This window comes from Sphingomonas sp. PAMC 26621 (assembly GCF_000251145.1).
Lineage (GTDB): Bacteria > Pseudomonadota > Alphaproteobacteria > Sphingomonadales > Sphingomonadaceae > Sphingomonas.
Window position 1 is genome coordinate 16,794 of sequence record NZ_AIDW01000008.1, and the last position, 21,497, is coordinate 38,290.

Below are 21,497 nucleotides of genomic sequence, written 5' to 3' on the forward strand. Positions count from 1 at the left end.
CCCTGTCGTGCGGTGGTCGCATCGGCGTGCGAGACTCGCATCGGCGGTCGGAACGTAGGGTGCAGGGGCGATGTACCGCGTAGCTGGTGACCAGTGTCGGGGCTTGAGATCGGCGCCGGCTCGGCTGGCGTTGTCGCCAACGCGAGCGACATCGCCGCCGGAAGCACGGGACTTTCGGAGCGCGGTTGGGCTGAGCCATGCCGGGTCATGGCGCGGTGGTCCCGGTCGATGCGGTGGAGTGTGGCGGTGCGCGTGGCTGGCGCCAGCGCTCGAAGGTCTCGATGACGACCATGTGCCCGCCGCAGCAGGGGCAAGGCGGCCGGACATCGGTCGGCTCGTCGGGCGTCTCGTTATCGGGCGGCGGCGCGATGCCGAGCAACTGGCGGGCGTGTTCGAGGTGCGCCTTGCGGGTGGCGCCGGCGAGCAGACCGTAATGGCGGATGCGGTGGAACCCGCGCGGCAGGACATGGAGCAGGAAGCGGCGGATGAACTCGTGCGTCGCCAGCGTCATCACCTGCTGCCGATCGGCACCGTCGCGGCGATAGTCTTTGTAGCGCATGGTGACGCCGGCCCCGTCGAAGGCGAGCAGCCGACTGTTCGAGATCGCGACCCGGTGGGTGTAGCGCGACAGATAGGCGAGCACTGCTTGCGGCCCAGCGAACGGCGGCTTGGCGTAGACCACCCAGTTCTTTTTGCGGACCGACGACAGGTGCCGCAGGAAGGCGCGGCGGTCGGCCAGGTGCGCGAGGGCGCCGAAGAAGGCGAGCCGCCCCGCCGCGTGCAGCGCCATCAGCCGGGTCAGGAATAGGCGGCGGAACAGCTTGCCCAACACCTTGACCGGCAGCAGGAACGCCGGCCGTGAGGATATCCAGCGCGTGCCGTCCCGCGCGATGCCGCCGCCGGGCACGATAATGTGGACATGCGGATGGTGGGTCATCGCGGACCCCCAGGTGTGCAGCACCGCGGTGATGCCGATGCGGGCGCCGAGATGCTTCGGGTCGGCGGCGATCGTCAGCATCGTCTCGGACGCGGCCTTGAACAGCAGGTCGTAGACCAGCGCCTTGTTGTGGAACGCGATGTCGGCGACCTGGGCAGGCAGCGTGAACACGACATGGAAGTATCCGACCGGCAGCAGGTCGGCCTCGCGCTCGGCGAGCCAGGCGCGCGCGGCGGCACCCTGGCACCTGGGACAATGCCGGTTCCGACAACTGTTATAGGCAACCCGCCAATGCCCGCAGTCGGTGCAGGCCTCGACGTGCCCGCCCATGACGGCGGTGCGACAATGCTCGATCGCCGACATGACCTTGAGCTGGTGCAGGCTCAGATGCCCGGCATGGGTTGCCCGGTACGCTGGCCCGGCAGCACGGAAGATGTCGGCGACCTCGACCGAGGCGCGCACCGGTTCAACCGGCGGGTGGCCCTGGTGTCTCTTGGCCCTCCATCAGCGCCATCAGCCGGTCGAGCGGACTGGTGACCGCGCGGATCGTGCGGGTGGCGACCTTGGTGTAGAGCGCGGTCGTCTCGAGCTTGCTGTGCCCGAGCAATACCTGGATCACGCGGATATCGACATCCTGTTCGAGCAGGTGGGTGGCGAAGCTGTGCCTCAGCGTGTGCGGGCTCACGCGCTTGCGGATCCCGGCCGCCTCGGCTGCCTCGCAGACGGCGCGATGGAGCTGCCGCGTCGAGATCGGATCGGTGTAGCTGCGCCCGGGGAACAGCCAGCCGTGCGGCAGCAGGACGCTGCGCCGCTTGCCCTCGCGCCACCACAGCCGCAGCAACTCGAGCAGTTGCGGCGACAGCATCGCGTTGCGGTCCTTGCGCCCCTTGCCCTCCTCGATCCGGATCAGCATCCGCTTGCTGTCGATATCGTCGGCCTTGAGATGCGCGACTTCCGACACGCGCAGGCCGGCGCCATAGGCAACGCCCAGCGCCGCGCGGTACTTGATGCCCGGTGCCGCCTCGAGCAGCCTGGCCACCTCATCGACGCTCAGCACGTCGGGCAGCTTCCTGGGACGACGCGCCAGCACCAGCCGCCGCGACAGATCAGGTCGCTCGAGTGTCACCTCGAACAGGAAGCGCAGCGCCGACACCGAGCCGTTGATCGAGCCTTCCCCGACACCATGCTCGCGCTGGTGAAGCTGGAAGCGGCGTACATCCTCGGCGGTCGCGGTGTCGGGCGAACGTCCGAGGAAGGCCGCGAAGGCGCGGACGTGACGGACATAGTCGTGCTGGGTCCGCGCGTGCATGGCACGCATCGCCATGTCGTCGAGCATGCGCTGACGCAGCGGGGTAAAGGGTCGGTCGGTCGGTTGAGGCGTCATAGCGAAGTTCCTCTTGTTGAAGGAACTCCATCGTCCGCCACCGCTTCCGCGCGGCCAAACCTCAGCGCCGGCGCGCTACCTCACCGCGAACACCACTGCCGCGCAGCGGCTTCGTGCATTGGGTCCGAGCGGTCAAGAGTCCGGGCGTCCGGTGACGACCCAAAGGCGGTCGTCGCCGACGCAAGTTGCTGATCTCGGGAGCGGACATTTTCAACCGGGTTTCTGACACACGCAAACGCTTGGAAAACGGTGGTCGGTTCGGCAGCGTTAAGACCGACCGGTTGTGACACGACGGAAGCATACCTTGGCTAGGGACGGCCTCCGCGATGCGCGCGCATGAAGATCGCGATGCCGCGCTCTACCCGATCCGCAATCGCGGCACGCGCGTCGTCGGTGCCGCCTTCAAGCGCGAGCTGGAGATTGCTGAAGCCCTGCCATAGCCCGAACAGTGCTTCAGCGGCATGACCGGGATCGTCTATCTCGATTTCACCGCGTTCCCCGGCTTTAGCTAAAATGGTGGCGAGATTTGCGCGCGTGCGGCCGGGACCCAGCTCCCAAAAGGCGTGCGATAGGTCTGGGTGACGCCGGACGTCGGCGGAGAGCGCGCCGTAGAAGCCGATCGCCTGATCGCTTGCCAGAAAGTTCATGATACCAATTCCGAACGCGCGAAGCGTGTCGCTCAGTGGCGCATCGAAAACCTCTGTCGCCGCGAACCTCTGGGCCACCTCAATCCGCTCCGTTTCGCGCAGCATCGCCGCCTCGAAGAGCGCCGTCTTATCAACAAAGCTGGCGTAGAGCGTACCCTTCGACACGCGCGCGCGCGCCGCTATCGCTTCCATCGGCACCGCCTCGACACCGCGCTCAAGGAACAGCGCCCAACCTGCATCCAGGATCGCTTCCAGCTTGGCTGGGTCGCGGGGACGGCCTGCGGAACGGCGTACCGGCCCTTTGTCTGCCGGGGGTATTGACGGCGTAGGCGAGGGCATATTATTCGACGGTTCCGTTCAATAATCGGCTGCGGACCAAAGATGCCGCCTACCGATCTTCACATCAATACGAGAGTACAAGGACGAAGCTATGCGACTGACCGGAAAGTGCCTCTGTGGCCAAGTCCATTACGAGTCGAACCTGCCGTCCGCATTCATGGGGAAATGCTACTGCAAGGATTGCAGTAACGAGAGCGGAACGGGTCACATCACGACCGTCGCGGTGCCCGACGCGGGCCTTAAGCTGACGGGCATCCTCTCGGAATACACGAAGATGTCCGACGACGGGAACCGGTTGACCAAGTTCTTCTGCGGGACCTGCGGCTCGACGCTCTTCACCCGCCCGGAAAAACTGCAGGGACTCGTTGTGATTAGGGCAGGTACGCTCGACGACAGGTCGGTGATTGAACCACAGCTTCAAATGTACGTCTCAAGAGCGCCAGCGTGGGATCGCCCCGACCAGAACATCAAATCGTTCCCGGAGATGGCAACGGAGTGGTAGCCTAGCGAGGGGAACGGCACATTGCAGATCGCAAGTTAAAACGCGGCCTTCCGGTGTCACAACCAAGCGGTTGTGACACCGGCAATTACATCTGCGGCAACTTCTCGCCACGCCCGGAGCGCTCCGCCGTGGTGGCGATACGTCGCGCTCGGGTATAGGGCTTTTTGGCCTGGCTGATCCAACGCAGGACATTCCGGCGATAGGAGGGAGCAGTGGCATCGAAAAAGGCTTCCGCACCACGGTCGGCACGCAACGCGGAACGTAGATCATCCGGCACCAACAGCGCGTCTACGGGAGCGTAAGAATTCCACTGACCTAATTGCTGCGATCGTTTGATCGCGGCCCGGCCTGGCTCCTTGATGCGACCTTCAAGCTCAAGACGCGCCGCCCGATCCTTATAGCTCTGCGCCCAAGCGTGCTGCTTGCGCGGAAATATGAGCTGCATGGTCCGTGCGTCTTCCAGCTTTCGGGCTATGCCATCGACCCACCCGTAGCACAGCAGCTCGTCGAGTACGTCGAGCCGGTTGATGAACTTGGCCGCGACGTTCTTCTTGAACCTGACCAGCCAGACGCCCTCGTCGCGCTCGTGGTTGGCCGCCAGCCACAGCCGCAGCTCGTTAAGGCTCGCCACTTCAACCTGCTCGAATCGCTCGGTTGGTATCATGGGGCGGGACGCGAGAAAGCACGCATGAAAATCGCGATGCCATAATCGACCCGTTCGGCGATGGCTTGACCGGCTCCCTCGGCATCGACGCCAAGCGATAGCTGAAAGTTGCTTGCCCCCTGCCACAAACCGAACAACGCCTCCGCTGCTTTTATCGGGTCGTCGATCACAAGTCGATCTCCTGCGCCCGCCAGGATCGACGCCAAATTCGAGATCGTCCGCCCCGGACCTATGTCGTAAAAGGTTCGCGCAATATCGGGGTGGCGACGCAGCTCGCCGGCCAGCACGTTGTAGAAGTCGACTGCGGCGCCGGTCGCCAGATAGGACATGATCCCGATCCCAAACGCCCGCAGCGCGCCCTTAAGATCGTCCGCCTGGCTGGTTGGCTGGACGATCTGCATCGTTTTGATCGCGCGCATCTCGCGTAACACCGCTTCCTCGAACAAAGCGTGTTTGTCGGTGAAGTGCTTGTAGACCGTCATCTTTGATACGCCCGCCCGCGCCGCGATGGCCTCGATAGACACCGCCCCGACGCCGCGCTCGAGGAACAGCGCCCATCCGGCGTCAAGGATCGCTACGCCCTTTGCCTGATCCCTTGGCCTTCCTGGTCCGCGTGTCGTCGTCATCGTTCCTAATACCCGGTCGCGTCTTGACCGCCATACATGCCGTCAAATACTATACGGAGCCGTCCACGAATCGCCATGGCAGGATCTGATAGCCAAAATGACGCAGCGAACCACTCCCATGCGCGCGCACTATGGCTTCGATGCGCCGGGCATCATGCTCGGCCTCTCGCTCGGGGGCGGGGCGGTCGTCGCGCTCGGCTGTGTGATCGTCGCGCTTGCACCCGGCGCGTGGCGCTACTGCGGCATCCTCGTCGCGCTGCTCGGCGCGGTGCCGATGTCCTTGGGGCTGCTGATGGTCATATATGCCTTTTTCGGGAAGGTCCGCACGCGCGAGCATATCCTGGATCTTGCCAAGCTGCGCGGCGACGAAACCGTGCTTGATGTGGGGACGGGCGCGGGCCTGCTGCTGGTCGGCGCGGCGAAGCGGATGCAGCATGGCAAGGTCGTCGGAATCGACCTGTGGGCGTCGAAAGACCTCTCCAATAACGCCGCCGCGACTACCATGCGGAACGTGATGGCCGAAAGCGTCGCGGCCCGGGTCAATGTGCAAACCGGTGACGCGCGCGAGCTTGCATTTCCCGACGCCAGTTTCGATCGCGCGGTGTCGCTGCTGTGCATCCACAATATCGAGGGCAAGGTCGGTCAGGCGCGAGCCTGCCACGAGATAGCCCGCGTCCTCAAACCTGGCGGGCGGGTCGTGATCGGCGATTACGTGCCGACCCATGCCTACGCCGCTGCCTTCAAGGCCGCGGGCCTGACAATCGTCCAGTCTAAGCCCGCCTTCGGCGTCGCGCTGTCGCTTATGTGGATTCTGGTCGCCGACAAGTCGCTCTCACCTCGAAAGGACACATGATGATTACCGTAAACACCCCGAACTGACGGATCGGCTCGCGTGTCCTCGCTCAGTTGCTTGATCGCGGAGAGAAAGTCCGCGTCATCTCGCATAATCCGGACAAATTATCCAAGCATGCCCTCGAGCAGTGCGAGGTGATCGCAGGTTCGCTCGACAACGTGGACGACCTGAAACGCGGGTTTCAAGGTGCGAAGTCGGTCTTCTGATGCATCCCGCAAAGTCGTCCGGGCAATCTTTGGAACGATGCACACGAGTATCATGACAGGTTCGCCAACGCCGCTACGAACGCGCTTCAAGGCTCGACCACCCGCGTCGTCGCAGCATCGGCGGGCCGGCACAGATATGAGGATCACGCCATCGTCTCGGCCTTTGCGGCCGTCGAGGAGACAATCAACGCGTCTGGCGCGCCCGTGCGACATCCGCGGTCGGCCTTCTTCATGGAGAACCTGCTGGAGTCGCTGCCGACGATCGTGAACCCCGGCGCTATCTTCTATAACGGTCCGGGCGATCTGCCGCTGCCAATGGTTTGCGTGGCCGATGTCGCGCGCAAGGCGGTCGATCTGCTGTGCGATCGCTCTTGGAACGATCAGGGTCATGTTGCCATTCATGGGCCGACACACGTCACCTTCGATGACATGGCGAGCATCGTATCCAACGTTCTCGGCAAGCCGGTGCGTTACGTTCAGGTGCCGGACCAGGTACTAATCGACAATCTGACTCTCGTCGGTCTAAGAGAGGGGTTTGCTCTCGCATACGCTCGTCTGCTGACCGAAGAAGCACTAAAGGGCTACGCTATCGAGCCTCGGACGGCCGACACAACGACCGGCACGACGCTGGACGAATGGGCTAGAACGGTCCTCCGCCCCGCGTTCGAAACGTTCCAGCAGCAATCGGCGTTATAAAATTCAGCGGTGTCACAACCGAACGGTTGTGACACCGACTTAAAGGCAGCTTTCAACCATCGCTGTCCCGAAACCTGCCTCTCGCCTAACCTCTCCCCCAATCACAACTTTCATAACGCTCGATCATCCGCCAAGAGCAGTCGGCGCGGGGATGAGCGAATGTCTGAAATTGGCGAGCGGGAAGGGCGCGCGAATGTGCAGGGTTGGGTCGTCGATGCTCCTCTTGCAAAGGGTTTAGCCGACTTGCTGCGACGTCAGCGTGCGCGCGACCTGCTGGCGCACGATCTCGCTCACGCCGCCAAAGACGAGATGAGAGGCATAGGAATAGAGGTTGCTCGCGATCCCCGCGTCCCACGGAGGGCTGCCAAGCCCCGCCGCGGGGACCGCGACTTCGTCCAATATGGTCGCGGTGCCGAGCCCAAACGCCGTACCAAAGCCCAAGGTAACCGAAGGTCGGAACTCCGCGGCGATACCATAAGCAGCACCTAAAGCGATCCCGACCGCATAATGGACCGCCTGCCCAGCAAGCGGTTTGTCCGCATCAGGGATCGCATGGCCTGTGACGCCTGTCGTGATGGCGTCGGCCGCTTTTTCGGTTGCCGGCTCCGAATTGCCCCCGTCCGACGGCAGTAGCGGAGATGCCGCCGCCTGGAACCGGTCCATCGCAAAGGACGCAACGGCGCCCGCGATCACCCCTGCCACAAGACCGCGCGCGATTTTGGCAGCGTTGCTCTCATCAGTCTTGGTGGGGGTCGAGGCCATTGCGTATCTCCTTGGGTCTGGCACTCAGTAACTCCGGAGGCCGGGGCGGGTTGCCCCAGAAGGGGCCCAAAGCTTCGAAACATTCAGATTAATGAATGACCGGATTGGGGGAGTGGATAGGTTGCATGAAAGGCCGGATGTGAATCAGCTCCGACCTTCCGCTAATGGGTCGAATACGTCGTCAGCGGGAAGCAAACATCAGAGCGCGCAATCTCGGATCCCGTAGATAGAGCCCGGCCCAGGCAGCACCCCCGATTAGTACGTTTACAATCTCGGGCCAAATAACGTTCAACGTCACACGCAGATGTGTTGCCAGCGCCCCACCTATGAAACCGGTGATTACGATTGCGCCGATGAACGCGGTTCGCGGGATTGCGTAGAGAACGCCGCCGGTCAGCGCTAGCACCGCGACCGGCATAAGCGTCTCAGGGGGCCAACCGTCGCCCGCCATCTCGGGCGCGATCAGATGCGGCCAAAATAGGCCGGTGATGCCGTCGGCAATCATAATCAACGCTGTCAAAGCGCTGATCACTCGCCCGATCCATTTCGTCCGATCATGCATGGAATTTTGCCCCTTCACGATTAAAGCATGGGGCAGGGGGACGTAGCAACCGCTTGGTTTTGACCATTTGTCGCTACCAAGGACTTCCATCTGAGAAGCTGACGGCGGGCGTTAAGGGTATAGGTAGCAGGAACAGGCGCATGGCACGTCCGATCGCCTGCATGCGCTGATAGATGGAGTGAATGCGCGCGCACGTGCAAGCGATTCGGTCGGCGCGCTTCTGCTAGCTACGGGTGCGCTGCTGCCAATGGTAGCGGGACAGTCGCCCGCATCTCATGCTTGGGACATGCCTACCGTTTGTGAATGGGCGTCTGAAGTTCGGGAGTGGCGACGTCGGCTGGGATGGCGGTTTAGGGTTCAGCACGATAGCGAGCGTTGCGGGGCCTCGAGGCCGGAGGTGGCAGTGCCTGATACTCTCGCTATCAACGAAACGGAAAGAGACGACATGGCGCATGAACGAGTGACGATCCGCACCAACGACGGCGCTTGCCCCTGCCAGCTGTTTACGCCGGCTGAGGGTGAGGGCCCGTGGCCGGCAGTCATCGTCTATATGGACGCGGGTGGCATTCGCCCCGCGATCAGCGACATGAGCCAGCGGCTCTCCAACGCGGGCTACCTCGTCCTGCTGCCGGATCTATTCTACCGCTACGGTCCTTACGGGCCGTTTGTTCCGAAAGAGGTTTTCGCCGGCGACTTCCGGCTGGTGCTTGGTCCTTTGATGACCACTACAGACAATCACAAGGCAGCGGCCGATACAGGTCCGCTTCTCGCCTACCTGAACACACGCGACGATGTGGCCGGCACCAAAGTGGGTGCGGTCGGCTTCTGCATGGGTGGCGGTATGGCGATCGCCGCGGCGGGCACGTGGCCCGACCGCTTTGCAGCGGTGGCGAGCTTTCACGGAGGCCGCCTCGCGACCGACGAGCCAACCAGTCCGCACCTGCTTGCCCCGCGGATGGAGGCCGAACTCTACGTAGCGGCGGCCGAGAACGATGGAAGCTATCCGCCCTCGATGGCGGAGCGGTTCGAGGCGGCGCTCGCCGATGCGGGCGTGCGCTACCACGCTGAAACCTACCCAGCAGCGCACGGCTGGATGAAGCCTGATTTCCCCGTCTATGATCATGGTCAAGCAGAGCGGGGCTGGTCCGCGATGCTTCAGCTATTCGGACGGGCGCTTCCCGCCCGTTCTTAAACAGGTGCGGTTAAATGTCGCCATACCGTACCGACCAAGAGATCACTACGAAATGAACAAGTGGTCGGGTCCGGGGCGCGGCGGATCCTGGATGGATGACCGGCTATGGCTCATTGAGGTATTGCAGGGGCCCGTCGGGTCTCTGCAAGGTGCTGCATTGCGTCTCGGTCTCACGAGCTTCAGAAGCCTTCATCGATGCAACCCTCCGGAGTGAACCGATGCTGACCGTCAAAGCCGTTGATCACCTGGTTTTCAACGTCCGGGACGTCGACGCCTCCGCGCGCTGGTATGAACAAGTGCTGGGGATGGTGCGCGAGGATCGCCAAGCGCCCTCAGGCGATATTCGGACCAGCATGGTGTTTGGACAGAACAAGATCAATCTGCGGCCGCTGAGCGCAACGCAAGAGGCTTGGTTCACCGGCATGACGCCGTGCCCAGGCAGCGACGACATTTGCTTCTTGACGGAAACTAGCCCCGATGATGTCGCGAGGCACTTTCGAGAGAATGGCGTCGAGATCGTCCTCGGGCCCGTCACCAAGAGCGGCGCTCTGGGCGCCATCTGCTCGGTGTACGTTCGCGATCTCGACGGCAACCTTGTCGAAGTTTCCTCCTATTGCTCATCGGCAAGCCTCGCGTGAGATTAATCTGAACGAACGGCTGGAGCTCGGGGGCGGGAGGCAGCCGGAAGGGTCGGAAGAGGGTTCTCGCTGCTTCGAAGCACCCTTCAACAGGCTGGCCGGAGGCCTATGGCGAAGAGCGAGCATCAGCACGGACATACAGTTTGAGCTGAATGCCGTTCAACGTGGTTGCCAATTGCGCGTGGCCTCGGCACCGTCACCCCATGCAGATCAGCAGAACGGACTTGGCCGATTTCAGCTACTTCCTCGCCATTGCGAAGCATCGCAGCTTTCGCCGTGCAGGGTTGGAGCTTGGCGTCAGCGCGTCGGCGCTGAGCCACTCGCTGAAGGGCCTGGAAGCGCGGCTCGGTGTCCGTTTGCTGAACCGGACGAACCGAAGCGTGACCCTCACCGCGGCGGGTGAGGAACTCCTCGGCGGGATCGGCGCGCCCTTCGAGGCGATCGGCTCGGCTGTCGATGGCCTGAACCGTTACCGCGCGGAACCAATGGGCAAGATACGCCTGAACGTGCTGGAGCATGCAAGTTCGCTCATTCTTGGCCCAGTAATGCCGGCGTTCGTCGAGCGCTATCCCGACATCGAGGTCGATGTGACGGTCACCAACCACCTTGTAGATGTCACCGCGCAAGGAGCTGATGCCGGGATCCGCTATGGCCGGACCGTACCCGAGGACATGATCGCACAGGCGCTTTCAGGTGAAATTCGCTGGGTGGTCGTCGGCTCGCCGGCCTATCTCTCTCGTTTCGGCACCCCGGATCATCCACGCGCGCTTGCCGATCACCGGTGCCTGCGGATCAGGCTCGGCGACGACAGCGTCTATCGGTGGGAGTTCGAGAAGGACGGCGAGGGGTTGGCAATCGATGCACCGGGCGCCATCACGCTTGACGACACCCACTTCGCGCTGAACCTGGTGGCCGGCGGGGCAGGGCTCGCTTATCTGCCGGAGCCGTGCGTGGGCCCCCTCGTCGCGCGGGGTGTGGTGTGCACCGTCCTGTCGGACTGGGCACCAATGGGGGCCGGCTTCCACATCTACTATTCAAGCCGTCGGCAGCTTCCCACCGGCCTGCGCCTCCTGATCGACCTCATCCGCGAGTTGCGACCGCTCGGGCTCTGATCCATGATGATGAGCTTGGCTCATCGCTCCGTCAAATCGGCGACCGCTACTGCGGCACCGTAGCGCGCTCCATATCCCAAATGCGCCACACGGCGCCCGCCCCGGGGGATATTCGCAATGAAGCTGTCCAAACTGTCCCTGCAGTTGTTGCTCGTCGCCGCAGCGTCCGCAGCCAATGCGCAGGCATCGCACCCCCAGGGCAACGAATCACGCCAAGGAGTCGCAGCTATGGAAGTTCCCCGCAAAGCCGAGATGAAGACGATCGACGGGCCGGCGGACTGGTTCACCGGCAAGGTCACGATCACAGGCCAGTTCCAACGCGGTGAGCCATCGCGCGTCGGCGGCGCGGTCGTCCATTTCGAACCGGGCGCGCGAACCGCATGGCATAAGCACCCGCTCGGTCAGACGCTGCTCGTCACCGAGGGCGTGGGCTGGACCCAGGTCGAGGGCGGCCAAATCGTCGAGTTCCATGCCGGCGATCAATTGTGGTGCCCGGCTGACCAGAAACACTGGCATGGTGCCACGCCTACCACCGCGATGACCCATATCGCCATCCAGGAATCCCAGAACGGCTCGCCCGTGACCTGGCTCGAGCACGTCACGGACGAGCAGTATCTCGCTGGGGCCGCAAAGGGCTGAGCGTCAACGTTTCCGAAAATCAGTTCACGAGGTCTTCCCATGTCAAACGCCAACCGTTTTACCGGCAAGGTCGCCTTTGTTACCGGTGCAGCTAGCGGAATCGGCCGCGCAACCGCCGTCGCCTTTGCCACGGAGGGCGCGCGCGTCGCCATCATCGACCGAACCGAGGATGCGCTGCGCGGAACAGCCGATGCGATCCGCGATGTTGGCGGCGAGGCGCTGATCATCGCTTGCGACATAGCCCAGCCCGACCAGGTAGAAGCTGCGGTCGGGCAAGCCGTGGAGACCTTCGGTCGGCTCGACATCGCGTTCAATAATGCCGGTGTCGAGAACAAGGCCGCGCCCGTCGCCGAGATCGAGCTCGACGAATGGGACCGCATCCTCGACATCAACCTGCGCGGGACTTTCATCTGCATGAAGCACGAGCTGGCACAGATGCTTCTCCAGGGCGGCGGGGTGATCGTCAACACATCGTCGGGCGCCGGCATCCGCGGCGTCGCCGGCGGTGCGTCCTATGCCGCTTCCAAGCACGCCGTCATCGGCCTGACCAAGTCGGCAGCGCTTGATTATGCCAAGCAGAATATTCGCGTGAACGCGATCCTACCTGGGAACATCGAGACGCCAATGATGGATCGCTTTACCGGCGGCGACATCCAGAGGGCGATCGATCTCGAACCGGTAGGCCGTCTCGGCAAGCCGGAGGAGATTGCCGATGCTGTACTTTGGATGAGCGCCGACCTTGGCTCGTTCGTGACCGGTGCAGCGATTTCTATCGATGGCGGTTGGTCGCTCTAATCGAGATCGACGATCTGGTTCGCCGAGGTAGCGCGAACCAATCGGCTAGATGTGTCAGTCGGCGTCAAGCTGGCTAGAACGTCCATCACGTTGATTCAGTCGTTCGACACAGATGAACGAACGGCGGGTTGCGATAATGTGTCGGGCACCGTTGAATGTCGCTTTTTGGGTCAGAAGGTCACCTGCGGTCAGCTGGCTTCGCTCAGCGCCATGAAGGGCGATCGCAAATGAGGTATATTCGATCACGTCGTCATGGGCAGCACGAAGGCTGATCAGCCGTCCTTCTCTGCACGCTTGCGATCAGCTTTTTTCGCGCGACGGATGGCGGCAGCATGCTGACGCGCACGTTTCTCCGAGGGCTTTTCGTAGTGTTTCCGAAGCTTCAGTTCCCGATAGATCCCTTCGCGCTGCAGCTTCTTCTTAAGGACGCGGAGTGCCTGATCCACGTTGTTGTCGCGTACGATGATCTGCATACTGGTTTTCTCAAAATGTCGCTTACCGCCGAAGGCTCAGCTCGCTCTAGAGTCCAGGGCATTTTAAGACAAGACGCGAAGCGCCGGATCGAAAAGTGGATCTGCGCCATCAATAAATGTCCAAAGTTGGGGGTCGCAAAAGGACCGTTCGGCGTCACTTTCGGGGTCTGCTTGCGTTTGCGGGACGATGGCTTTCTGATTCACCATCACTACATACCGACGCTGTCGACGTCAGTCGCAAGCACATTGTTCAATTGCCAAGCTGCGAAAATATTGGTTCGCAGCCGGACCTGCCGGAGCTTAGTAAAAATAATGTCTATAGGTGTTTAACTGGAGCGTATGGCTGCCGTCGCCTGACCAAGCCGTGGCATAGGTTGCTCAAACCACGGAGTAACCAGCAAATGCGGCATGGCAAGTGCGGCAAGCGCGGCGAAGAGCGACCGTACGCCCGTGGAGTCCCAGCGGAGTACAATGATAACGATCCCGCAAACCAGGATTACCGCCGCAAGTAAGATTGGCCAGGTTTCTCGCAAATATGCGGCTGTCGTCGCGCATCCGAGCCTTACGCGCCGTTCTTTGGTTTGGGGTAAGGCATGCAGGATCAGGAACCCTAGCGAGAATCCAATCAACGGTGGCAAAAGGAGCAATGCGACCGTTCCAATGATCAGGCGTCGGTCAGATCGGGCGATGCCCACCAAACAAGGCCCGCTGCCGCCGCACCGCCGGCTATCGCGAGCATCTCGACAAGGGCTGGGGCGATATCTTTTGGCAATCCGGCCAGCGACAGAAGGTTCGTTAGTGCCACAACATGCAGTGTCGCTGGCGTGGCGACTAAGCTTATGCCACGCCCAAGCCGTTCGAGCGGTCTGTCCGCAGGCGCATCCTCGAGCCCGAAGTGCAACCCCGAAGCGAGCAGAAACGCGGGAAGCGCGACCGCAGAAGCAGCGATCCACCAGGCAAGGCAGACCAAGGTTACAAGTCCATATGCCCAGAGGAACGCACTGCGCCGGTCCGTCTTAACAATGGCAAGATCGCTGGCGCCATGCGCGAGGCCGATCATACCTACCGTCACGCCTGCAAAACCGAGCTGAACCGGTAGCGGACCAAAGGCGGCGGGCAATGTCGCCGCCAAAAGTGCGCCCCAACCGAATGCCGGAGCGCGCAATGTCACGAGCGGTAGGGGCGGTCGTCGCCTTGATGGGGCAACGCCTTGTCGAGATTGACCGCCGCGTAGAAAGCGTAAACCACCTTGGCGACGATATCCATAATTAGGAACGCCCACACCGACGTCGGGTCAGTGATGACCTTCAAGCCCTCCGGTCCGAGCAGGAAGACGATGGGATACAAGAACCAGACCACGGTCAAGAAAGTGAGATTCTTGGTATAGGCGGTGCCGAGTGCCGCGCTGTGGCTACGTGCGTGCTTGAGCAGCGGACCCCACAAAAGGTACAAGACACCGACAAATGCGACGCAGGACCAAACATACCAGACCCATTTGGCAGGCGAGGCGGGCGCAAGCGATGAGATCAGTCCGGTCAGGATCATAAGAACGTCAAGGACAATGATCGCTGTGAGGTAGCCACCGACAGTGCCGGGTTTACCGTGCTCGTGAAACGCCGTCAGCGCCAAGCCAGCCAACAGGATCGGCGTGGTTACCGACCAGTCGAGGTAGCGTGCGAGATAGGTGATCGACCCATCAAAACTGAGCAATGTGCCGATGCCGAACGCCATAGCGAGATACGCCGTGGCGGCAATGAACGGCACACTCGCATGTAGTAACGTATGATGCCCGGCCGGGCATGACTTTTTGCCAGTAGCATATATCGCAAGCGACCCCAGCGACATGACCGTAAACCCGACGAGAAAAGCTGTCTGATCCATGCGAGGAACCCCGTTGCAGGCGCGACACACCGCGGCCCTCGTCGCTGAACAGCAGGTGTGTCTTTTTGTTTCCAAAAGATTAAAAGTTCATTTGGTTGTCACGTTGCAGGTGCCGCCCAAGCGCACCCACCCTCGCAACATCACCCAAATACCGTCTACGGATTTAAGGCTCGGCCGCCGCTCTGCTCACTACACGCGCTTACGAGACCGTCATGAACGAACGGCCGAAAGTGACAGGCCGGGAAGCGCGCTTGAACGTCCACTTGTGGGTCTTAGCGTCAGCGGCTTGGGGCTATGCGACTGACTGACCGGCCTTTCTCGTCGAGGAAGGTAATCGACGGAGAACCGGCTGGCTCGACACGGAACACAAGCCGCTTCCGTCCTTCAGCGTCGCGCAGAGACAGTTCGGCGCTCCGATCGATGTTGCTGCCGAGGTACACCCGTTGCGTGCCAATCATGCCAGCGTCGCGAACTGCAGCATCTTTTGCCGGACCGGCCTTCATGGCTCCCAACGCGCCGATCTGATCGAAGCGCATCGGCTGATCGGGCCGATCATTGACGATGAAGCCTGCGTGGCGGCTCGCGCCGTCCTCCTCCGACGTTATCTGTATGGTCTGATCTTGGTGCCAGCGATCGAACGTTAGGCTGCCGGCGTTGACGGGCTTGCCCGCGATTACTTTGCCATTGAACACCAGACCGCCATTCTCCGCACCCTCGTCGTTGAAGAAAATCATGCCGGCCTCCGTGCGGTTAGGATGCGGATATTCCCGATTGCCGATAACGATGCCGCCGATATGGTCGCGTCCTGCAATGATCATCCGAAGGGTGCCGTCGTCCTCGCGGACATTAATCCGCCGCACGTCGATGGTGCCGAACCTAGTGGGCGCGGAGGTCGCGGCACCTAGAACAAGGTAAGCGGCAACCGCGGTCATTACTGCGGCGTAGGCGCCAATCGCGCGGGACGGGTCAATCTCAAACATCGCTTGGCCTCCGGGTTTGGGCTGGCTCGCAGGTATCAGGCTCGGCGGCCCTCATGTCGAGGCGGGTGATCCTGAACAAATGTCCGGTACTAACCACCGCGAATGCCGCGCTGAATGACAAGATGTGGGTCAAGCGGTAAGCGACGCCGGCTGTTTTCCTGCTTGGGTCCCTCGTGGGGACCTCGAGACGGTGACGGTCATTCTTTCACTCAACCAAACCAGTCGCGAATGCGGGGTCGCTTTCCGCGCGGCTCCGTCGGCGCAGGGCCTGTGGAGGCTGGCCGTAAATACGGATGCAGACCTTGCGCATGCGATCAAGGTCACCGAACCCGACCTGAAAGGCGATCTGGTCGAGCGGTTCCGTGGTGCCCTCGATGCGCGGCAGCGCGGCCTCGCATCTGAGACGCTCGATCGCACGGGCCGGGGTTTCGCCGGTTTCGGCGGTGAACTGCCGCGCGAACTGACGCGGGCTGATCATTGCGACATCCGCCAACTGCTCGACCGACAGTCGCTCGCGCAGATGCGTTCTTGCATAGGCGAGCGCATCGCGTATCCGTCCGGGCTTGGGTTCCAGCTCGAGCATCGTCGAGAACTGCGACTGTCCTCCGCTGCGACGGTGATACACCACCAAATCCCGCGCGATCGCCTTCGAAATTTCGATCCCGCAATCCTCCTCGATCATCGCGAGCGCAAGATCGATTCCGGCGGTGATTCCAGCCGACGTCCACACATCGTCTTCGCGGACGAAGATCCGGTCGGCGTCGACCTTGATCGTCGGATGCCGCCGCTGAAGCTCGCCTGCGTAGCGCCAGTGCGTCGTCGCGCGCCGCCCGTCCAGCAACCCTGCGGCAGCGAGAAGGAACGCCCCGGTGCAGATGCTGGCCTTACGTCTGGCGCGATGCGCGACCGTGCCGACGAGATCGGCGGTCTCGGTCTGGCCATACAGAATCTCCGTCGTGGGTGCGCCGACGACGAGCAGCGTGTCGAGGTGATACGCCGATGGCGGCGCGACCGTGTCGATCGCGACGCCGGACGAGCCGCGAACGAGACCTCCCGCTGCCGAGACGATGTGCACCTGATAGGCCGCCTGATGGAAGTCGATCGCCAGATTGAACGCACAGAGCGGACCACCGAGGTCGAGCAGCTCGAACCCCGGAAAGACGACGAACCATATCGTCCTCGATACGCCGACATCCGGCATCACTCGCGTCCTTATGGCAGAAATGAGCGGATATACGTCATTTCTGTCGCAAACTGTCCAGCGTAAATCTCTCTCATCGAGCGACCGGCCAGCGATGGCCAACAAAGGTGGAGACTGACGATGACGACGATTTCGAACGTGGTTCTGGTTCATGGCGCATGGGCGGACGGCTCAAGCTGGGCTAAGGTGATCCCGCTTCTGGCCGAGAAAGGCATGGCCGTCACGGCGGTTCAGCTGCCGCTTACCAGCTTCGAGGCCGATGTCGCGGCGGTGCAGCGCGCGCTGGCGCTCGCCGACGGCGACGTGGTGCTCGTCGGGCACAGCTATGGCGGCGCGGTGATCGGCCAAGCCGGCAACCATTCAAAGGTCGCCCGCCTCGTCTACGTCGATGCGTTTGCGCCTGATGCCGGTGAGTCCGCGGGCGCGCTGTTCTCGCAGTTCCAGTCGGCGCCGCTTGCAGCCGAGCTGCGGCCCGACGCAGAAGGCTTTCTGAAGCTCAGCCATACCGGCGCGTACGATCTGTTCGCTCAGGATTTGGACGAGGCCGAGAAGGCGATCGTCTATGCCACCCAGGGACCGGTCAACGGCGCCGCGCTCGGCGGTACGCTGAGCGAAGCCGCATGGCGGACCCGCCCAACCTTCTACCTGATCGGCGACGAGGATCACGCGATCCCGCGGGCCGAGCAGGAGAGGATGGCGGAGCGGATGAATGCTACCGTCGCTCATGTGAGCAGCAGCCACGTGCCGATGCTCTCTCAGCCGGCCGCGGTTGCGGACATCATCCTGGAGGCCGCTGCCTGACGGCGCCGCCCCCCCCTGGCGCGGGGCGGCCGGCCGATGCCGCCGCCCCCGCTTTTCCCGAAAGGTCGTCCCTAATGATGCTCTCGGTCAATGGCATCGACTTGCACGTCGAGCAACAAGGCGTCGGTTCGCCGGCACTTGTCTTCCTGCACTATTGGGGCGGATCGTCGCGTACGTGGCGGCACGTCATCGACCGGCTGACGCCGGACTTCCGCACGGTGGCCATCGACCAGCGTGGTTGGGGCCGCTCGGCCGCGCCCGCAGGCAGGTACGCGCTGGCCGACATGGCTGACGATGCGCAGGCCGTCGTCGCGGCTCTCGACCTCGAGCGCTACATCCTCGTCGGGCATTCGATGGGCGGCAAGGTCGCGCAACTGCTCGCATCGCGTCGCCCGCGCGGACTTGTCGGCGTTGCTCTGATCGCGCCTGCACCCCCCGTTCCGTTGGGCCTGCCGCTCGCGGTCCGTGAAGGGATGGTGCGGGCCTATGACACCCGCGAGAGCGTCGTCGCGACGGTCGAGCAGGTCCTCGCGCCGGACGGCCTCGATCCGGACGATCTCGACGCAGTTGTCGGCGACAGCCTTGCCGGCGCGGCGGGCGCGAAGGAGGCTTGGCCGTTGTCGACGAGCCAGGAGGATATCGTGGCCGCGCTCGGCCTTATCGAAGTTCCTGTGTTCATCGTGTCCGGAGAACACGACCGGGTCGACCCGCCCGAGGTGGTCGAACGCGAGCTTTTGCCTCGCCTCGCACAGGCGCAGATGCATGTGCTGCCTCAGGTCGGCCATCTTCTGCCGTATGAGGCTCCAGACGAGATCGCCGACATGGTGCGAGCCTTCGCATTATCGCTGACGGACCCCGCTCTGACCCAACGCGCGCCACCATCAAGTGACAGGTCGACGCGCGCGACCCGGCGGCCATAAGCGAGCGCGTAGCCGTAAATCGCGACCATCCCAGCGGCAAGCGTGTCGCCGTCACGTGGATCGCAGATGGCTGAGTTAACTGGCATGGCCTCAATGACGAGTCCGGTTCTCCAGTCGACATCACTACCGTCCTCGTCTGGCGGGAACAGCTTGTAGTCCTTGGCTTGGATCGGCGCGTCGCTGGGTTCGTCGCGCAGCTCGATCCGGGTCAGCCACTTGGCGCTTCGCACCCCGGCGTAACCCGGCACGACTAGCCGCATAGGTGCGCCGTGTGCCGCGCTCAGAGGCTCACCGCCGATCGCCCACGCGATCAGCACATCGCCCGCCATGGCGCGCTTTAGCGAGATCGAAATGCCATAGGGGTGCGTCTCGCCGTCGATCTCGTCCACGTCGGCGGCGGTGCAGACCACATAACCGTCGCGGCGGTCACCGACGCCCAGAGCGAGCAACACGTCGGCAAGGCTGACGCCGGTCCAATCGACGTTGCCGATCGCACCGACATCCCACGGGTCGCCGTTGGTCTTGCGCACTGACTGAAGGTCGGCGCGGCGGTTACCTGCGCATTGCATAGCAGAAATGATGCGCCGTTCTGGAAAGCTAGCCTTCAGATCGGCGAGGGTGAGGGTGGCGCTACGCAGATCAGCCCCACTGACCTTAAGCGCGTGATCTTCGTCAAGTTGGGGGGTGGCGCCGTGGCTGCGGACGTAGAGTAGTGACTGCGGCGTGACATACTGCTCGATCAGGCGCTGCGAGCGTGGTTCGGCGTTAAATGGCTCGCGCTGCCGAACGATGAAGTGGGCTTCGTCGATATCGTGCACTCTACCATATCCCATCACTGCCGCTTGAAAACGCATAGCGATGGCGGCGGCGGCTGGCCATGAACGAAAGATACTTTCTCTACGCCATCCGAAAGCGCTGAACGGCGGGAAGCGGTTCCTTCCAGCCGAACCACCCACTCCTAGGGCCAGGATGTTTCGCCAGCGATCCCACAGCCGGAGCATCAGCTTGCTTAGTATCGGTTCGAAATTGCAAAACGGGAAATGGCAAAACTTAAAAATTCCGGCGACGGAAAGGGGCGGGTGCTGCGTTGAAGAAGCGGTATCAAGGAGATCCAAGATGATGAAATTACGTTTTGCTGTTGCCCTGACCGCCGCTCTAACGCTGGCTGGTGCCGCACAGGCACAGAGCGTCAATCAACGCCAGGGGCGCCAGCAGGAGCGCATCAATCAGGGCGTTGCAAGTGGACGGCTCACTGCGGGCGAGGCGGTCCGCGACGAGCGCCAGCAAGGTCGGATCAATGCGTCCGAAGCGCGGATGCGAGCCAACAATGGCGGACATCTCAATGGCAATCAGCGCGCACGCCTCGAGAGCCGTCAGAACCGCGCCAGTGCTCATATCTACAATAGCAAGCACAACCGACGCCATTATTGAGCCATAAAGCCGGGGCGGTTTGCCGCCCCGGCACGGTTGGCGACAGGAGCAGGGCTTATGAACCGTCGTGACTTTCTTCAAGCCGGCGCGGCTGTAGCCGCGATCACGGTCGCCGAACCGGGCGCGGCGGCTCCGCGCCGCCGTCCCAACTTGCTTTATGTTTTCAGCGATCAGCATCGCGCTGCCTCGCTGCCCGGCGAGCCCTTCAACCAGGCGGCCGCCCCGCACCTCGACGCGTTCCGTCACGCAAATTTCTCGATGGATCGGTGCGTCTCCAACTATCCGCTCTGCACGCCTTATCGCGGTATCCTGATGAGCGGGCGCTGGCCCTACCAGACGGGGCTACTGCAGTCTATCGTCGCGGGGGAGCCGCACCAGCGGCTTCGGTGATCGCGGGACGTGGTTGCCGGATCGCTGATCCCGCCGGCCACGACGGATCCGCGATACGAAGTCTCGTCGTGCTCGTTACGATTCGTCCGCTGTGGGGTCGTGACCATGGACCCGGTTCAGATGGCAGCTCACGCACAGCGGTAATCGAGATAGCGGTTTTGGGACCATCACGCTAAGCGCGCCGAATAGTGTACCTGAACAAACGACCGCTTCCGGGAAGCGCGTCAATGCCGCTGAACGTCGTCTTCTGGGTCCGGGCCGCCGCGAAGCTAGCGACGGTTCTCGACCAAAGTCAGTCGTTCGCTACACCTTCGGTGAACGTCCGGTCCTATCGAAAGCGGCCGATTAGGTTGGCCAAAGCGGGTGAACAGCCGCCACGCCACCTCCGGGTCCCGAAAAGGCGCGGCAAACTTCCGAAAACCGACTTCGTTGTTGGCCATATATCCCGAGAAAGATGAGCGGTCCTTACAGACGCTTGACCTGCCCTAGTCCTGCTCCAGCAAAATAGCCTCAGCCGTCTGGAATCGCTCCGGATGCTGCTGTCATTCCTCCCGCACGCGGTTCAGCCAAGTGTCGTAGCTTTCGCCTGCACCGAAGAGTGGCGCTCGCTGCTAATGCGCTGAAGTTGGTTTGAGCTGCTGCCGGTCTCATGGACACCAAGTTAGGCTACATGAGCTTGCTTCTCGAAGTCCATGGGGCTGAGATAGCCCAAGGTCGAGTGCCTGCGTGTGGGATTGTAGAAGCGTTCGATGTAATCGAACACGTCCTGCCTTGCCTGATTGCGCGTGCGGTAGGTTTTGCGTGCGATGCGTTCGGTCTTCGGCGAGGAGAAGAAGCTCTCCATCGCAGCGTTGTCCCAGACGTTG

At 62.4% G+C, this 21,497-nt stretch carries 28 protein-coding genes and 1 pseudogene; 13 read left to right on the plus strand and 16 right to left on the minus strand.

Annotated features, from left to right (window positions below; genetic code table 11):
• Positions 1-205: 205 nt before the first annotated feature.
• The 3 genes from RI03_RS03600 to RI03_RS03610 form a co-directional block, all read right to left on the minus strand.
• Complete coding sequence (locus tag RI03_RS03600; protein WP_010215264.1) at positions 206-1,399, minus strand: IS91 family transposase; 1,194 nt, start codon at positions 1,397-1,399, stop codon at positions 206-208.
• A 4-nt stretch (positions 1,400-1,403) separates the two neighbouring features.
• Positions 1,404-2,321, minus strand: a complete 918-nt coding sequence (locus RI03_RS03605) for a tyrosine-type recombinase/integrase (RefSeq protein ID WP_010215265.1) — start codon at positions 2,319-2,321, stop codon at positions 1,404-1,406.
• A gap of 308 nt (positions 2,322-2,629) precedes the next feature.
• Positions 2,630-3,307: a TetR/AcrR family transcriptional regulator gene (locus RI03_RS03610; protein ID WP_081504193.1), complete on the minus strand. Its 678-nt coding sequence runs from the start codon at positions 3,305-3,307 to the stop codon at positions 2,630-2,632.
• 91 nt (positions 3,308-3,398) lie between these two features.
• On the opposite strand from RI03_RS03610, the gene RI03_RS03615 reads away from it, so the two are divergent.
• Positions 3,399-3,809 (plus strand): GFA family protein, encoded by a 411-nt coding sequence (locus RI03_RS03615; RefSeq protein WP_010215269.1) that lies wholly within the window; start codon positions 3,399-3,401, stop codon positions 3,807-3,809.
• A gap of 85 nt (positions 3,810-3,894) precedes the next feature.
• Here the strand turns inward: RI03_RS03615 and RI03_RS03620 are convergent, their stop codons facing one another.
• Both RI03_RS03620 and RI03_RS03625 read right to left on the minus strand, forming a co-directional pair.
• The gene (locus RI03_RS03620) at positions 3,895-4,473 is read right to left on the minus strand and encodes a YdeI/OmpD-associated family protein (RefSeq protein WP_010215270.1); all 579 of its coding nucleotides are present in this window, start codon (positions 4,471-4,473) and stop codon (positions 3,895-3,897) included.
• A complete protein-coding gene (locus RI03_RS03625) occupies positions 4,470-5,099 on the minus strand; it encodes a TetR/AcrR family transcriptional regulator (RefSeq protein ID WP_037514730.1) in 630 nt (209 codons plus the stop codon). The genes RI03_RS03620 and RI03_RS03625 overlap by 4 nt, the downstream gene beginning before the upstream one ends.
• Before the next feature lie 118 nt (positions 5,100-5,217).
• On the opposite strand from RI03_RS03625, the gene RI03_RS03630 reads away from it, so the two are divergent.
• The 3 genes from RI03_RS03630 to RI03_RS03635 all read left to right on the plus strand — a co-directional run bounded on the left by RI03_RS03630 (position 5,218) and on the right by RI03_RS03635 (position 6,854).
• A complete protein-coding gene (locus tag RI03_RS03630) occupies positions 5,218-5,952 on the plus strand; it encodes a class I SAM-dependent methyltransferase (protein ID WP_010215276.1) in 735 nt (244 codons plus the stop codon).
• A 29-nt stretch (positions 5,953-5,981) separates the two neighbouring features.
• Positions 5,982-6,158: an NAD(P)H-binding protein gene (locus RI03_RS25325; protein ID WP_081504195.1), complete on the plus strand. Its 177-nt coding sequence runs from the start codon at positions 5,982-5,984 to the stop codon at positions 6,156-6,158.
• A gap of 150 nt (positions 6,159-6,308) precedes the next feature.
• On the plus strand, positions 6,309-6,854 hold the full coding sequence (locus RI03_RS03635) for an NmrA family NAD(P)-binding protein (RefSeq protein WP_238542242.1): 546 nt from the start codon (positions 6,309-6,311) through the stop codon (positions 6,852-6,854).
• Between the two features lie 234 nt (positions 6,855-7,088).
• Here the strand turns inward: RI03_RS03635 and RI03_RS03640 are convergent, their stop codons facing one another.
• Together RI03_RS03640 and RI03_RS03645 are read right to left on the minus strand one after the other, a co-directional pair.
• Positions 7,089-7,616 carry a DUF1440 domain-containing protein gene (locus tag RI03_RS03640; protein WP_010215279.1) on the minus strand — a complete coding sequence of 176 codons (528 nt, stop codon included), beginning with the start codon at positions 7,614-7,616 and terminating at the stop codon, positions 7,089-7,091.
• Positions 7,617-7,797: 181 nt separating this feature from the next.
• Entirely contained in the window at positions 7,798-8,268 is a 471-nt protein-coding gene (locus RI03_RS03645) for a DoxX family protein (RefSeq protein WP_138995603.1), read from the minus strand.
• Positions 8,269-8,581: 313 nt separating this feature from the next.
• Between RI03_RS03645 and RI03_RS03650 the strand changes: the two genes are divergently transcribed.
• The 5 genes from RI03_RS03650 to RI03_RS03670 all read left to right on the plus strand — a co-directional run bounded on the left by RI03_RS03650 (position 8,582) and on the right by RI03_RS03670 (position 12,554).
• Entirely contained in the window at positions 8,582-9,370 is a 789-nt protein-coding gene (locus RI03_RS03650; protein WP_202949357.1) for a dienelactone hydrolase family protein, read from the plus strand.
• A gap of 218 nt (positions 9,371-9,588) precedes the next feature.
• Positions 9,589-10,008, plus strand: a complete 420-nt coding sequence (locus tag RI03_RS03655) for a VOC family protein (RefSeq protein ID WP_010215284.1) — start codon at positions 9,589-9,591, stop codon at positions 10,006-10,008.
• A 224-nt stretch (positions 10,009-10,232) separates the two neighbouring features.
• Entirely contained in the window at positions 10,233-11,120 is an 888-nt protein-coding gene (locus RI03_RS03660) for a LysR family transcriptional regulator (RefSeq protein ID WP_238542240.1), read from the plus strand.
• 117 nt (positions 11,121-11,237) lie between these two features.
• Entirely contained in the window at positions 11,238-11,759 is a 522-nt protein-coding gene (locus RI03_RS03665; RefSeq protein ID WP_238542241.1) for a (R)-mandelonitrile lyase, read from the plus strand.
• Positions 11,760-11,798: 39 nt separating this feature from the next.
• A complete protein-coding gene (locus RI03_RS03670; RefSeq protein WP_010215289.1) occupies positions 11,799-12,554 on the plus strand; it encodes an SDR family NAD(P)-dependent oxidoreductase in 756 nt (251 codons plus the stop codon).
• Between the two features lie 54 nt (positions 12,555-12,608).
• Here RI03_RS03670 and RI03_RS23440 read toward each other — a convergent pair whose 3' ends face one another.
• From RI03_RS23440 to RI03_RS03695, 7 genes are all read right to left on the minus strand, one after another.
• Complete coding sequence (locus tag RI03_RS23440; RefSeq protein ID WP_138995604.1) at positions 12,609-12,800, minus strand: hypothetical protein; 192 nt, start codon at positions 12,798-12,800, stop codon at positions 12,609-12,611.
• Between the two features lie 26 nt (positions 12,801-12,826).
• On the minus strand, positions 12,827-13,027 hold the full coding sequence (gene rpsU, locus RI03_RS03675; protein ID WP_010215290.1) for a 30S ribosomal protein S21: 201 nt from the start codon (positions 13,025-13,027) through the stop codon (positions 12,827-12,829).
• Between the two features lie 326 nt (positions 13,028-13,353).
• Positions 13,354-13,722, minus strand: a complete 369-nt coding sequence (locus RI03_RS25330) for a Brp/Blh family beta-carotene 15,15'-dioxygenase (protein ID WP_443208543.1) — start codon at positions 13,720-13,722, stop codon at positions 13,354-13,356.
• A complete protein-coding gene (locus tag RI03_RS25055) occupies positions 13,692-14,159 on the minus strand; it encodes a Brp/Blh family beta-carotene 15,15'-dioxygenase (protein WP_010215291.1) in 468 nt (155 codons plus the stop codon). The genes RI03_RS25330 and RI03_RS25055 overlap by 31 nt, the downstream gene beginning before the upstream one ends.
• Positions 14,160-14,194: 35 nt before the next feature.
• The gene (locus tag RI03_RS03685; RefSeq protein WP_010215292.1) at positions 14,195-14,908 is read right to left on the minus strand and encodes a bacteriorhodopsin; all 714 of its coding nucleotides are present in this window, start codon (positions 14,906-14,908) and stop codon (positions 14,195-14,197) included.
• Between the two features lie 278 nt (positions 14,909-15,186).
• Positions 15,187-15,888, minus strand: a complete 702-nt coding sequence (locus tag RI03_RS03690) for a hypothetical protein (RefSeq protein ID WP_010215295.1) — start codon at positions 15,886-15,888, stop codon at positions 15,187-15,189.
• A 205-nt stretch (positions 15,889-16,093) separates the two neighbouring features.
• The gene (locus RI03_RS03695; protein WP_010215297.1) at positions 16,094-17,089 is read right to left on the minus strand and encodes a GlxA family transcriptional regulator; all 996 of its coding nucleotides are present in this window, start codon (positions 17,087-17,089) and stop codon (positions 16,094-16,096) included.
• A gap of 120 nt (positions 17,090-17,209) precedes the next feature.
• Here RI03_RS03695 and RI03_RS03700 point away from each other — a divergent pair, with 120 nt between their 5' ends.
• Together RI03_RS03700 and RI03_RS24505 are read left to right on the plus strand one after the other, a co-directional pair.
• Positions 17,210-17,890: an alpha/beta fold hydrolase gene (locus tag RI03_RS03700; protein WP_010215298.1), complete on the plus strand. Its 681-nt coding sequence runs from the start codon at positions 17,210-17,212 to the stop codon at positions 17,888-17,890.
• A 74-nt stretch (positions 17,891-17,964) separates the two neighbouring features.
• Positions 17,965-18,810: an alpha/beta fold hydrolase gene (locus RI03_RS24505; protein ID WP_010215299.1), complete on the plus strand. Its 846-nt coding sequence runs from the start codon at positions 17,965-17,967 to the stop codon at positions 18,808-18,810.
• On the opposite strand, the pseudogene RI03_RS24340 reads toward RI03_RS24505, so the two are convergent.
• Positions 18,765-19,811, minus strand: a pseudogene (locus RI03_RS24340) (molybdopterin-dependent oxidoreductase); the annotation flags it as partial. The gene RI03_RS24505 and the pseudogene RI03_RS24340 sit on opposite strands and share 46 nt — an antisense overlap.
• A gap of 115 nt (positions 19,812-19,926) precedes the next feature.
• Here RI03_RS24340 and RI03_RS23325 point away from each other — a divergent pair.
• Both RI03_RS23325 and RI03_RS03720 read left to right on the plus strand, forming a co-directional pair.
• Positions 19,927-20,241 carry a hypothetical protein gene (locus tag RI03_RS23325; RefSeq protein ID WP_086011714.1) on the plus strand — a complete coding sequence of 105 codons (315 nt, stop codon included), beginning with the start codon at positions 19,927-19,929 and terminating at the stop codon, positions 20,239-20,241.
• 57 nt (positions 20,242-20,298) lie between these two features.
• Positions 20,299-20,631, plus strand: a complete 333-nt coding sequence (locus tag RI03_RS03720) for a twin-arginine translocation signal domain-containing protein (protein ID WP_010215303.1) — start codon at positions 20,299-20,301, stop codon at positions 20,629-20,631.
• A gap of 661 nt (positions 20,632-21,292) precedes the next feature.
• Here the strand turns inward: RI03_RS03720 and RI03_RS03725 are convergent.
• Positions 21,293-21,497 (minus strand): IS3 family transposase (locus RI03_RS03725; protein ID WP_010215305.1); only part of this gene is annotated, 205 nt, incomplete at its 5' end.